13 protein-coding genes are annotated in these 12823 nt (G+C 47.2%); 7 read left to right on the top strand and 6 right to left on the bottom strand.

The features are described 5' to 3' along the window. Positions 1-27: 27 nt before the first annotated feature. Positions 28-1011: an MDR family oxidoreductase gene (locus VC182_RS05280; protein ID WP_323484721.1), complete on the top strand. Its 984-nt coding sequence runs from the start codon at positions 28-30 to the stop codon at positions 1009-1011. Positions 1012-1031: 20 nt separating this feature from the next. On the opposite strand, the gene VC182_RS05275 is transcribed toward VC182_RS05280, so the two are convergent. Beyond that, positions 1032-1208: a DUF1289 domain-containing protein gene (locus VC182_RS05275; protein ID WP_072582634.1), complete on the bottom strand. Its 177-nt coding sequence runs from the start codon at positions 1206-1208 to the stop codon at positions 1032-1034. A gap of 41 nt (positions 1209-1249) precedes the next feature. Here VC182_RS05275 and VC182_RS05270 point away from each other — a divergent pair, with 41 nt between their 5' ends. Then, positions 1250-2335, top strand: a complete 1086-nt coding sequence (locus tag VC182_RS05270) for an MBL fold metallo-hydrolase (protein WP_323484720.1) — start codon at positions 1250-1252, stop codon at positions 2333-2335. Here the strand turns inward: VC182_RS05270 and VC182_RS05265 are convergent. Beyond that, complete coding sequence (locus VC182_RS05265; RefSeq protein ID WP_072582636.1) at positions 2247-2705, bottom strand: PhaM family polyhydroxyalkanoate granule multifunctional regulatory protein; 459 nt, start codon at positions 2703-2705, stop codon at positions 2247-2249. The two genes, VC182_RS05270 and VC182_RS05265, sit on opposite strands and share 89 nt — an antisense overlap. A gap of 74 nt (positions 2706-2779) precedes the next feature. Between VC182_RS05265 and VC182_RS05260 the strand changes: the two genes are divergently transcribed. Next, the gene (locus tag VC182_RS05260) at positions 2780-3844 is read left to right on the top strand and encodes a homocysteine S-methyltransferase family protein (RefSeq protein ID WP_323484719.1); all 1065 of its coding nucleotides are present in this window, start codon (positions 2780-2782) and stop codon (positions 3842-3844) included. Beyond that, the gene (metH, locus tag VC182_RS05255) at positions 3841-6591 is read left to right on the top strand and encodes a methionine synthase (RefSeq protein WP_323484718.1); all 2751 of its coding nucleotides are present in this window, start codon (positions 3841-3843) and stop codon (positions 6589-6591) included. The genes VC182_RS05260 and metH overlap by 4 nt, the downstream gene beginning before the upstream one ends. Here the strand turns inward: metH and VC182_RS05250 are convergent. After that, complete coding sequence (locus VC182_RS05250; RefSeq protein ID WP_323484717.1) at positions 6588-6905, bottom strand: DUF1840 domain-containing protein; 318 nt, start codon at positions 6903-6905, stop codon at positions 6588-6590. The two genes, metH and VC182_RS05250, sit on opposite strands and share 4 nt — an antisense overlap. Before the next feature lie 35 nt (positions 6906-6940). Between VC182_RS05250 and argS the strand changes: the two genes are divergently transcribed. From argS to VC182_RS05235, 3 genes are read left to right on the top strand one after another with little or no spacing between them, the layout of a single operon-like run. Then, complete coding sequence (gene argS, locus VC182_RS05245) at positions 6941-8668, top strand: arginine--tRNA ligase (protein ID WP_323484716.1); 1728 nt, start codon at positions 6941-6943, stop codon at positions 8666-8668. A 35-nt stretch (positions 8669-8703) separates the two neighbouring features. Then, the gene (locus tag VC182_RS05240; protein ID WP_323484715.1) at positions 8704-9291 is read left to right on the top strand and encodes an SPOR domain-containing protein; all 588 of its coding nucleotides are present in this window, start codon (positions 8704-8706) and stop codon (positions 9289-9291) included. Continuing rightward, a complete protein-coding gene (locus VC182_RS05235) occupies positions 9288-9935 on the top strand; it encodes a thiol:disulfide interchange protein DsbA/DsbL (RefSeq protein ID WP_323484714.1) in 648 nt (215 codons plus the stop codon). Before VC182_RS05240 ends, VC182_RS05235 begins: the two co-directional genes overlap by 4 nt. Before the next feature lie 37 nt (positions 9936-9972). Here VC182_RS05235 and VC182_RS05230 read toward each other — a convergent pair whose 3' ends face one another. From VC182_RS05230 to VC182_RS05220, 3 genes are read right to left on the bottom strand one after another with little or no spacing between them, the layout of a single operon-like run. Continuing rightward, positions 9973-10749: an SDR family NAD(P)-dependent oxidoreductase gene (locus VC182_RS05230; RefSeq protein ID WP_323484713.1), complete on the bottom strand. Its 777-nt coding sequence runs from the start codon at positions 10747-10749 to the stop codon at positions 9973-9975. Continuing rightward, a complete protein-coding gene (locus VC182_RS05225; protein WP_323484712.1) occupies positions 10746-12041 on the bottom strand; it encodes a cyclopropane-fatty-acyl-phospholipid synthase family protein in 1296 nt (431 codons plus the stop codon). The genes VC182_RS05230 and VC182_RS05225 overlap by 4 nt, the downstream gene beginning before the upstream one ends. After that, the gene (locus tag VC182_RS05220) at positions 12038-12823 is read right to left on the bottom strand and encodes a DUF1365 domain-containing protein (protein ID WP_323484711.1); all 786 of its coding nucleotides are present in this window, start codon (positions 12821-12823) and stop codon (positions 12038-12040) included. The genes VC182_RS05225 and VC182_RS05220 overlap by 4 nt, the downstream gene beginning before the upstream one ends.

Genomic DNA, 12823 nt, shown 5'->3' with positions numbered 1-12823 from the left:
AAATACCTCGTTCTAAAAGGAAGAGACATGTTTAAAGCAATATTGGTAAATAAGGATGATCAAGGGTATCGCGCAGAATTAGCCCAAGTGGATGAGGCCAGCCTCCCAGAGGGCGATGTTCGCGTAAAGGTCCTGTATTCCACTCTCAATTACAAGGATGGCCTGGCTATCACCGGCAAAGGACCAGTGGTTCGTAGCTTTCCAATGGTGCCGGGAATCGATTTTGCTGGTGAAGTGATGGAAAGCACCAGTTCCGACTTCAAGACTGGCGACATGGTGCTTCTTAACGGCTGGGGAGTTGGGGAAGGGCATTGGGGCGGCTTAGGACAGCAGGCCCGTGTGAAGGCCGATTGGTTGATTCCGCTACCCAAGGGATTTACTGCTAAACAAGCATTAGCCATTGGCACCGCAGGTTATACCGCTATGCTCTGCGTCATGGCACTACAAAAGCATGGGCTTAAGCCAAGTGATGGTGAGGTTTTGGTCACTGGTGCTGCAGGCGGCGTTGGCAGCTTTGCCATCACACTTCTCAGCAAGCTAGGTTTTACTGTTGTCGCGAGTACCGGCCGTATGGCTGAAGCGGATTACCTGAAAAAATTGGGTGCAACTGAAGTAATTGATCGCGCCACCTTATCTGCTCCTGGCAAGCCATTAGCAAAAGAGCGTTGGGCTGCAGTGGTTGATAGTGTGGGTAGTCATACCCTGGCTAATGCGTGCGCGCAGACCAAGAGCGATGGTGCTGTAGCTGCTTGTGGCTTGGCTCAGGGCATGGATTTTCCTTCAAGTGTTGCACCATTTATTTTGCGCGGCGTTACTTTGTACGGCATTAATAGTGTGACTGTGCCGCGTGCAAAACGCATTGCTGCTTATGAGCAATTGAGTCAGTTGGTGGATCTGAAGACCTTAGATGAAATCTCTCATGAGATCACGCTTGAGGAGTCAATCAAATACGCGCAAGAATTAATGGCGGGTAACGTACGTGGACGTTTGATTGTCGACGTCAATAAATAAAAAAGAAGTAAAGATTGGTATTACTGCGGTGCTTGGGGTTTGCGACTTGGAAGTTGTGTCCAAACCTCAAGCTTCTCAGGATTCGTGAGATCTGACCAATCAGCAATTTCAGTCAAGGTACGATAGCAGCCACGACAGTAACCATTTTCAGGATTAATGTCACACCAATTAATGCAAGGCGATGGAACTGTTGTCAAAGCAAACCTAGAAGTAAAAAATCAATCAATAACACTAAGCCATGAATACTCAAAACAAAGCAAGTGCTGAAGCTGCAATTCATTATCCCTTAGGAGACAATCTTCCGGAAGTGGGTAGCAGCTTAGAGGTTGCGCCAGGTGTTCGCTGGATCAGAATGCGCCTGCCCTTTGCTTTAGATCACATCAATCTTTGGCTGCTGCGCGATGAAATTGATGGCGTTGCGGGTTGGACGATTGTGGACTGCGGTATTGCTAATGAAGAGACAAGAAACTCTTGGGAGCAAGTGTTTGCTACTCAGCTTGAAGGCTTACCAGTCTTGCGCGTGATAGTGACGCATATGCATCCTGACCATGTGGGTCTATCCCAATGGCTCTGTGAAAAATGGAAGGTCCCTATGTGGATTTCCATGACAGATTACTTAACTGCTCAATGGTTAAGTTGCAAAGAGGGTGGTGCTGCAGTTGGTTCACGCGCTGGCAGTGGCGGTTCTGCAGATCACTTTCAAAGACATGGTTTAACGGGCTCAGAAGATTTAGAAAAAATTCGCGGGCGCTCCAATTACTACAGCAATATGGTTCCTGGAGTGCCGCGTCAATATCGCCGCATTATTGATGGCGAATTGATTTCAATAGGTGGTCGTACCTGGCAAGTCATTATGGGCTATGGGCATGCGCCTGAGCATGCTTCACTATTTTGTAAAGATCTTGGAGTGTTGATTTCTGGAGACATGTTGTTGCCTCGCATCTCTACCAATGTAAGTGTCTATGATGCAGATCCAGATGCAGATCCGCTAGGCTTATATCTTGATTCTATTGAAAAATATTTAGTATTGCCTGAGGATACATTGGTACTTCCTTCACACGGCAAACCATTTACTGGAATTAGGCCGCGTGTTGCGCAACTCAAAGCGCATCATGATGATCGCTTGGCGGATACTTTGGCCGCATGTAAAAAACCGGCACATGCCAGAGAGATTGTGCCGGTCTTGTTTAAACGTGAATTAGATATTCATCAACTCACATTTGCAATGGGTGAGGCTATTGCTCATCTGAATTACCTACTTCGTCGAGGAAAGTTGCGTCGCCAGCTTTGCGAGGACGGCGTGTTGCGGTTTTCCGTGGCTTAGCGCTAGTCGTTTTAGTCTTGGATTCTTCCTTTGGGGCGCTTGTTGAGCTAGCTGCAGAGCTAGCTGCTGAGACAGCATCACCAAAGGATTTGAGCGCCATCATGGTGGCATGCTGAACTTCAAGACCCTGAATAGTCGACTTGAGGATGTTGAGGTTCAAATTAAGCCAGTTTTCAACGCTTTTCAGGTCTTTAATACGCTTTTCAAGCTCATCTACATCCAAGCCAGGAAAAGCTGAAGCAAAGCCACCGGCAGCCTTGGAGGCATCTGCCGTGAAGGGGAACTGCCCAGCCTGACCTGCGGCACCTTGCCCCCACATGGTTTTAAACATATCTAGGCTTTGATTGAATTCTGGAATGGTTCCAAACATAGGGGCTCCGGGGTAAATGAAAAGTGGCTTTTCCAATAGAATAAGGGATTCTAGAGATTAATCCCGGTTTAACAATGCAATCTAATGGTTTGTCCCAGCCCTATACCCGTGGTCAAAAGCTTCCCGAGCTTTTGAAGCAGCGCATTCTCATTTTGGATGGCGCCATGGGCACCATGATTCAGCAATACAAGTTAACTGAAGCCGACTATCGCGGTTTGCCGGGAAATACTCGTTTTGCCGATCATCCTGGAGATGTCAAAGGTAACAATGAACTCTTGGTTTTGACTCAGCCACAAATTATTAGCAAGATTCATGAGCAGTATTTAGATGCTGGCGCAGACATTATTGAGACCAATACTTTTGGCGCCACTTCAGTCGCGCAAGAGGATTACAAAATGGCTGGCTTGGCTCGTAAGATGAATGAAGTCTCTGCCAAATTAGCGCGCGCAGCTTGTGAAAAATACAGCACCCCAGAAAGACCGCGTTTTGCTGCGGGCGCGATTGGTCCTACACCAAAGACGGCAAGTATTTCACCAGATGTTAATGATCCCGGTGCGCGCAATGTAACCTTTGATGCATTACGTGCTTCGTACCGTGAGCAGATTGAAGGATTGTTTGCGGGTGGCGTCGACTTATTTTTGGTTGAAACCATTTTCGATACGCTCAATGCTAAAGCGGCACTCTTTGCCCTCGATGAATTTTTTGAAGAGACCGGTGAGCGTTTGCCGGTAATGATTTCTGGAACGGTGACAGATGCATCAGGACGTATTTTGTCTGGTCAAACAGTTGAGGCGTTCTGGAATAGTTTGCGTCACATCAAGCCACTCACCTTTGGTTTGAACTGCGCATTAGGCGCTGCTTTAATGCGCCCTTATATTGCAGAGCTAGCAAGAATTTGCGATGCGGCAGTGTCTTGTTACCCCAATGCGGGCTTGCCTAATCCGATGAGTGATACGGGTTTTGATGAGACCCCAGAAATCACTTCTAGCCTAGTAGATGGTTTTGCTAAAGATGGCTTAGTTAATTTAGTAGGCGGCTGCTGCGGCACGACACCCGATCACATTCGTGCAATTGCTAATGCGGTTGCCAAACGGAAGCCACGCGCTTTCTATCGCGAGAATGCGGAGGTACCAGCATGAGCAAGATAGAGAAAAAAGCGATGCCAGCAATGAAGCTTTCTGGTCTTGAGCCATTTAATGTTACAGCAGATGTTGGCTTCGTCAATATTGGTGAGCGCACCAATGTCACTGGGTCAAAAGCATTTTCTAGAATGATTTTGAATAATCAATTTGATGAGGCGCTCGTAGTGGCGCGTCAGCAGGTTGAGAATGGCGCACAGGTCATCGACATCAATATGGATGAAGCGATGTTGGATTCTGAGGCGGCTATGACACGCTTCCTCAACTTAATCGCTTCTGAGCCTGATATTGCTCGTGTTCCCATCATGATCGACTCCTCCAAGTGGAGCGTGATTGAAGCGGGTCTGAAGTGTATTCAAGGTAAGCCAATTGTGAACTCGATCTCCTTAAAAGAGGGTGAGGAGTCCTTCAGAAAGCAAGCGCGTTTAATCCGTCGTTATGGTGCTGCCTCAGTGGTGATGGCTTTTGACGAGGTAGGGCAAGCTGATACCTTTAAGCGTAAGACAGAAATCTGTCGGCGCTGCTATGAGATCTTGGTAAACGAGATTGGATTCCCAGCAGAAGACATTATTTTTGATCCGAATATTTTTGCAATTGCTACCGGCATTGAAGAGCACGACAACTATGCGGTCGACTTTATTAATGCCACCCGCTGGATTAAAGAAAACCTACCGGGTGCTAAGGTTAGCGGCGGCGTTTCCAATGTGAGCTTCTCATTCCGCGGTAATGACCGTGTGCGCGAAGCGATTCATACGGTGTTCTTGTATCACGCCATTCAGGCTGGCATGGACATGGGTATTGTGAACGCTGGTCAGTTGGGTGTTTACGCTGATTTGGATCCTGAGTTGCGTGAGCGTGTTGAGGACGTTGTTCTCAATCGCTTTAAAGAAAAAGATGGCAAAACACCTACCGAGCGTTTGCTCGATATTGCTGATCAATTTAAGGGCGGTGGCGCTAAGCAAGTAGAAAATCTGGTATGGCGCGAAGCCCCAGTACGCGAGCGTCTAACGCATGCCCTAGTGCATGGCATCACCACCTTTATCGAAGAAGATACCGAAGAGTTGCGCGCAGAAATTATGGGCGCTGGCGGCAGACCTATTGAGGTCATTGAAGGCCCTCTGATGGATGGTATGAATGTCGTGGGCGACTTGTTTGGTGCGGGCAAGATGTTCTTGCCTCAGGTAGTCAAAAGCGCCCGCGTGATGAAACAAGCGGTTGCCATCTTGATTCCGTACATCGAAGAAGAAAAGCGCCAACATATTGCAGCAGGCGGTGAAGCCAAAGCTAAGGGCAAGATTGTCATGGCAACCGTGAAGGGCGACGTGCACGATATCGGTAAAAATATTGTGACTGTTGTTCTGCAATGTAACAACTTTGAAGTAGCCAATATGGGTGTGATGGTTCCTTGTGCAGAGATTCTCAAGCGTGCCAAAGAAGAGAATGCAGATATTGTTGGTTTATCTGGATTGATTACACCTTCGCTAGAAGAAATGACTTATGTTGCGCAAGAGATGCAACGTGATGATTGGTTCCGTGAACGTCAAATTCCGCTGATGATTGGTGGCGCAACAACTTCACGTGTTCACACAGCGGTGAAGATTGCCCCACACTACGATGGCCCTGTGGTGTATGTGCCTGACGCATCTCGTTCAGTTTCAGTGGCTTCTAGCCTGCTTTCGGATGAGAGCGCTAAGAAATTTATTCAAGATTTGCGTGACGACTATGTACGCATTCGTGAACAGCACGCCAATAAGAAAGCGGCGCCAACAATTTCTTTAGAGGCAGCGCGCAAGAACCGCGAGATGATCGACTGGTCTGCTTATGTTCCAGAGAAGCCGAAGTTCATTGGCCGTCGCGTATTTAAAAACTTTGCACTGAGCGATATTGCTAAATATATTGACTGGACACCATTCTTTCAGACCTGGGATTTAGCTGGAAAGTTTCCGGCGATCTTGGATGATGAAGTAGTTGGTGTTGAAGCACGCAAAGTCTTTACAGACGCCCAAGCCTTGCTTGATAAGCTGATTAAGGGGCAATGGTTACAAGCCGATGCGGTGGTGGCTTTCTATCCAGCCAATACCGTTGGTGACGATATCGTTTTGTATAGTGATGAAGCACGAGAGCATCCTTTGTTTGTATGGCATAACTTGCGACAGCAGTCCGAGCGCCCTGTTGTAGAAGGTGTTCGCAGACCTAATCGTTGTTTGGCAGACTATGTTGCGCCAAAGGACTCCGGCGTGGCTGATTACCTGGGTTGTTTTGCAGTGACCACCGGTCATGGTGTTGAAAAGAAAGTGGCTGAGTTTCAGGCAAAGCACGATGATTACAGCGCCATTATGTTGAAGGCCTTGGCTGACAGATTAGCTGAAGCTTTTGCTGAGCTGATGCACCATCGAGTGCGTACAGACTTATGGGGCTATGCAACAGATGAGATTTTGACAAACGATCAAATGATCAATGAAGAATACCGCGGTATTCGTCCGGCACCTGGTTACCCAGCCTGCCCTGCACATGAAGTTAAAGAGGATTTATTACGAGTCATTGGCTCTGAAGATATTGGCATGACTCTGACCGAGTCAATGGCCATGAATCCAGCTTCAAGCGTGAGCGGTTTCTATCTTGCTCATCCGGATGCGCGCTACTTTAATGTGGGCAAGCTATCCGATGATCAGGTTGAAGACTTGGCTAAGCGCCGTGGGCAAAGTATTGAGGACACCCGTCGCCAGCTAGCGAGCTTGCTTGATTAAACGCCCCACATAACGGGCTCGTCTTTGGCTTTGGACTGCTTCATGAGCTCTAGGAACGGGTAGGCTCGCTGCCCAAGGCGATCGGCCAGCTTAGGCTTCTCAGCGCCCTTCTCGGACTCGTCATTTGCTTTAGCCCGCTCCTCAAGATCTTTGAGGATGGCAGTTTCTAGGGCAGTGATGAGGTCAGGAAGTTGCTCAGCGGTCAAAATTCCGCGAGGCTCCAGGGGGCGCCCCAAAATATCAAAAATTCGTTTAGTCAGATCCGCCAGCATGATGACATCTGGACCAGCCTTTGAGCGAAATTGATAGATCATTTCGATAGCTTACCACCTGATAAACTCACTTATCTATGTTGTTAACCAATAAAAATCGTTTAATTGAAATGCTGAGTGCTGCACTTGCAGGCTTGGCTCAGGAGCGCGACCTAGGGGAGGCTCCTACCCCCCGTTTGGAGCGTCCCAAGGCTGTTGACCATGGTGATGTCGCTTGTAATATCGCCCTTCAGCTAGCAAAGGCTTGGAAGCTGAACCCGCGTGAGCTGGCACAGGCTTTGGTAGAGCGCTTGCAGCAGCAAGTAGGCTTTAATGAGCTGATTGCATCCTGTGACATCGCTGGCCCTGGCTTCATTAATTTCCGCCTTAGCAATGCTGCTAAGACTGCTGTAGTTCAGGAGATCCTTTCTGCAGGAACTCATTTTGGTGAGTCTGTGCAGGACGGTCTGTCTGCGCCAAGCGCCATGATTGAGTTTGTCTCTGCCAATCCAACTGGCCCATTGCATGTTGGCCACGGTAGACAAGCAGCGCTGGGTGATGCCTTAGCTAATTTATTAGCCACCCAGGGAATCAAAGTGCATCGTGAGTTTTATTACAACGATGCCGGTGTACAGATTGAGAATTTAGCCTTGTCTGTTCAAGCTCGCTTACAGGGTTTGAAGCCAGGTGATGCCAAGTGGCCTGAGCAGGCGTATAACGGTGAATATATTGCGGAGATTGCTAGCGCATTTAAAACTTCTCCAGAATTTAAAGATGATCTTGAAGCTATTCGCCAATTTGCGGTTGCTTATTTGCGTAATGAACAAGACATTGATTTAAAAACTTTTGGCGTGAAATTTGATTGCTATTACTTAGAGTCCTCTCTATATACCGACGGTAGTGTTGCACAAATTGTTGGCGACTTACAAAGCATTGGCAAGACCTATGAATCCGAAGGCGCGCTCTGGTTGAAGAGTACGGATGATGGTGACGATAAAGATCGCGTGATGCGTAAGTCAGATGGTAGCTTTACCTACTTTGTGCCTGATGTGGCGTATCACACCAGCAAGTGGAATCGCGGCTTTCAGAAAGTGATTAATGTGCAGGGTAGCGATCACCACGGCACCATTGCCCGTGTACGCTCGGGCCTGCAAGGTGTAGCGCAGAAGCGCGGCTGGGATATTCCTAAAACGTATCCAGAGTATGTGCTGCATAAGATGGTTACGGTTATGCGCCATGGTGAAGAAGTCAAAATTTCTAAGCGTGCGGGCTCATATGTCACTGTGCGTGATTTGGTGGAATGGTCTGGTGGCGTTACTCCAGAGATGACGCCTGAAGAGAGAGAATTGGCTTTGCAGCGTGGTCGTGATGCTGTGCGCTTTTTCTTGATCTCGCGTAAGGCAGATACCGAGTTCGTTTTTGATATTGATTTAGCCTTGCAGCAAAACGATGAGAACCCAGTGTTCTATGTTCAGTATGCGCACGCGCGAATTAATTCAATCTTGCAACAGTGGGGTGGCCAAATATCGGATTTAGCTACGGCCGATTTATCGCTCTTACAGAGCAAAGCATCGGATCATTTACTGCGTCGTTTGGCAGAATACCCAGAAGTTCTGACCGCTGCTGCCGAAGAATTAGCACCGCATGCCTTGGCTTTTTACCTGCGTGACTTAGCGGGTGATTTCCATACTTTCTATAACGCGGATCGCGTCTTGGTTGACGACCAAAACTTAAAGCAAGCGCGTCTTGCATTGCTACTGGCAACCCGCCAGGTTCTGCAAAATGGCTTAAAAGTACTCGGGGTATCAGCGCCAATAAAGATGTAATGGCGAGGTATGAAGTGAAGATGTAAGATGAGGAAATGATGAAAACACCGAATCAACAAAACTCCCAATACGGCGGCACTATTCTCGGCTTTATTTTGGGTTTGGGTGTCGGCCTTGGAATCGCCTTTGTCATCGCCTTTTATCTTTCTAAAAATACCCCTCAAGAAAGACCGGGGATGCGTGCCCCTAGTCTGCCTTTGACCATTAAACCTTCTGCAGCACCTGCTGAAGGTGAATCAGGCGCTCCTGCTGAACCAGTTGATTTAAATAAGCCGCTCCAGGGTAAATCACCCGCTCCTGCATCACCCGATCCGATTGGAGATTTGGTAAATGGCAAGAAAACTCCTGATAAGCCATCGGACGCATCCCCTGCAAGCAAATCAGATGCCATTTATTTCTTACAAGTAGGTGCGTTTACGAAGCGTGCTGATGCAGATGCGCAAAAAGCGAATTTAGCAATCCAGGGAATTCAAGCCCAGTTAAGTGAAGTCACGAGTGACGGCAATACTCTTTGGCGCGTCCGGGTAGGTCCATATAACAGCGTTGAAGAGAGCAACTCAGTGCGAGACAAATTGAGTGGCATGGGCATTAAACCAACTTTAATCAAATCCAGTAAATCATGATTTCATTCAGCAAAAAATTTATTACTTTATTAGCGCTGCTTTCTTTAAGTGGCTTTGCTAGTGCACAAGCTCAAAAAATCGAAGAAGGCTTTGATTACCGCATATTGCCTGTTGCACAGCCGGTCGAAACCAAGGGAAAAGTAGAGGTTATTGAATTCTTTTGGTACGGCTGCCCGCATTGCTACGACTTTGAGCCAGAGCTCAGTAGCTGGGTAAAGCGCCAGCCTAAGGATGTTGTCTTCAAAAGAGTCCCCGTAGCTTTCCGTGATGACTTCTTGCCCCATAGCCAAATGTATTACGCGCTCGAATCGATGGGCAAAGCTGATGCTCTAAACGAAAAAGTCATGTACGCAATACATAAAGAAAATAAGCACCTCTTGACGGAGGCGGAGATCGCGGATTGGGTCGCATCTCAAGGGGTTGATCGTAATACTTTCTTAGCAACCTATCGCTCTTTTGCAGTGGTTTCTAAAGCGCGTGCCGCTAAGCAATTAACCGAAGCCTATCGTATCGATGGGGTGCCAACGATTGTGATGCAAGGTAAGTATGTGACATCACCATCCATTGCTGGATCTAAAGCTAAAGCAATCGCAGTAATGGATTATTTAGAAGACAAAATTCGTAAAGACAAGTACAAGCAGTAACTTCAAAATGGGTTGCTGCGTAATACTTAAACGCTGCTTAAATTTTGACGAAGCGGCGCACAATCCAAAAGTAGATTGGGTAAGGCAAGATTCTCAGAAACTTTAAGAATCTTGTGAATCGCTTAGGGAAGTGAATATCGAATTCCCCCCTCTGAATACCGGTCAATATCTCGCTGGCTGCTTCCTCGGCACTAATTAAAGCTGGCATTTCAAAGTCATTTTTTGCAGTAGCCTCAGTAGCCACAAATCCTGGCGAGATCATGTGCATACTGACTCCTGTCGGCAACAAGTCGTAATATAAATTCTCGCAAAAGTTAATGATGGCAGCTTTACTTGGGCCATATGCCAAGGCTTTTGGCAGGCCGCTATACCCTGCAACGCTACCCACGATGGCAATATGTCCCGAGTGAGCCTTTAGCATCTCTGGCATTACTAATGCAACTGCTCTCATAGGCCCCAGAAGATTTGCATCGATTGTTTTTTCAGCAATCTTGAAATCAAAATAAGCTGCTCGCAATGGGGTGTATACGCCCGATACAAAGAGCAGGAGATCAATTCCGCCCCAGGCGTTCAAAATCGTTTTATAGCCATCCTGGAGTTGCGCATCATCAGTAACGTCGATAGGAATGACTAGGCTTTGATCAATCGTTCCAGTGAGGGCAATTTCATTTAATCGTTCAGCTCTTCGGCTGGAAAGCGCTACTTTAGCGCCCTTGAGAAGAAGGGTTTTCGCACAAGCTTCGCCAATGCCGCTGGATGCGCCTATGACCCAGACTCTTTTGCCTGAAAAGTGGTCTATTCCGCTTTGTTTCATGTGCCTAGTGCATCAGAAGATGCTGGTGATGGTTGATGACTCAGAGTGAATTGCACTACGTCGATATTATGCTCAGTAAAGCCGGCGGCGCAATACATGAGGTAGAAGTTCCAAAGGCGTATGAATGCTTCATCAAAGCCAAGTTGACGTACTTCTTGCAGTTTTTGATTAAAGCTATCGCGCCACAAGCAAAGAGTTCTTGCGTAATCTCCGCCAAAGGCGAACTCGTCATCAATTCGCAACCCAGCTTTAGCAGCGCTTGCTTTAAAGCTTGCTCTAGAGGGCAGCATACCTCCAGGAAATACATACTGCTGAATAAAGTCAGTATTGCGCCTGTATCGATCAAAAAGATCTTCTGCAATCACAATCGTCTGGATGCAAGCTTTGCCACCTGCTTTGAGACAATCAGCAATCGTTTCAAAATACTCTGGCCAATGCTTTTCTCCGACTGCTTCAAACATTTCGACGGAAGCAATACCATCAAATTTTTCTTGGCAATCACGATAGTCTTGAAGGCGGACTTCAAATCCAGGGGGGTTGGCAACTTGAGCTTGCACTTCTAGCAAACGTTTCTCTGCAAATACTTTTTGCTCTGTAGAAAGAGTTAGGCCAGTAATAGCTCTATTGTTACGAAGAGATTCCTCCATGACGCCACCCCAGCCACAGCCAATTTCAAGTATGTGATCCCCTGGTGCAGTTTTTAAAGAATCTAGAATGCGTCCAATCTTTGCGCGCTGTGCATCAGCTAGGACTTGCTGACTGCCTTCAGAAAACCAGGCGCTCGAGTAACTCATCGTGGGGTCAAGCCACAGCGTATAAAAAGCATTACCCAGGTCATAGTGCGCATGAATATTCTTACGGCTACCTGCTTTGCTGTTATCTCGCAGCCAGTGTTTCAGGCGGTAAAAAATCGATCCGTACCAATTGCCATAAATCGCTTTTTCTAAAATGGTTCGGTTGCGTATGGCCAACTCAAGCAGTACTTTGAGGTCGGGAGTATTCCATTTGCCTTGAATATAGCTCTCGGCAAAACCAATATCTCCATGGGACATGATCTCTTTAAATACAGACCACTCCAAGATATGAATTTCAGCATGTAATTGATCGCTTTGAATGCCAAACTCGCGCTTCTCGCCATTGGGAAGGATGAGTTTTAAATGACCACTGCTTAGCTTTGTCAGCAGGGTTAGCAGTGCCTTAGCCTTAATTTGGTGTTGCGGCGAAGCACTATCCCGCCCTTGTGGGCGAGAAAAATTTAGTCTGGAAAGAAGGGTTTGTCCTGGGCGGTTCATCTGCTAACTTCAAGTTCTGGTGGTTTAGGCTTTGAGTGAAAGGGTACACCTTTTACCCACAATTTCAATGCTTGCCAATGTATACGGAAAATGACACCCAAGCTCATTAATGGGTAGCGCAGTAGCGCCAGAATGACATTGGCCCGACTTAATGAGCGGCTGGTGCCACTGATGCTGGTATTAATAAGGGGTTGCCCGTCCTCATGTAGCTCAATGCGACAAACATTATTTTTGCCGCTAGTACTATCTTGCGGAAACAAGAAGCGGAAATGGTAGTCACCACGCACCGCACAAAATGGTGAAACGTGAAATACCTTTTTACTGCTGAGTGTTTCGCCAGAGTGCAACACCTCGCCCGAATCTTTGTGCAATAGATAGCAATGACGCTCACCAAAGGTATTGTTAACTTCAGCTAGTACCGCTTGTACTTTGCCATCAGCGCGCGTGCAGATCCAAAAGCTCACCGGATTAAAGACGTAACCTAACACCCTAGGAAAAGTCTGTAGCCAAATTTCTCCATCGACATCTTGTACATGATTGTCAGTCAGGATCTTTTCGATCCAAGCAAGGCTATTTGACTCTCCTTGGCCATGGTCCTTATCAAAAAATGCACAGAGGCCCCAACGGTTATCGCTTAAGCCGTTTTGACTCAGTAAATTTGGATTAGTGCTACGAGCACGCATAGGGATGGAGACGGTAAATACTCCATAACCAAAAGCATTCTTAGCCGGCCGCAAGCGCTGGTGTTTTACTACTCCAAAGTTAATTTTGGCATCTGACAT

Source organism: Polynucleobacter sp. AP-Nickl1-40-C4, from assembly GCF_035012665.1.
Taxonomy (GTDB): domain Bacteria; phylum Pseudomonadota; class Gammaproteobacteria; order Burkholderiales; family Burkholderiaceae; genus Polynucleobacter.
This window is presented reverse-complemented; position numbering and strand designations above follow the sequence as displayed.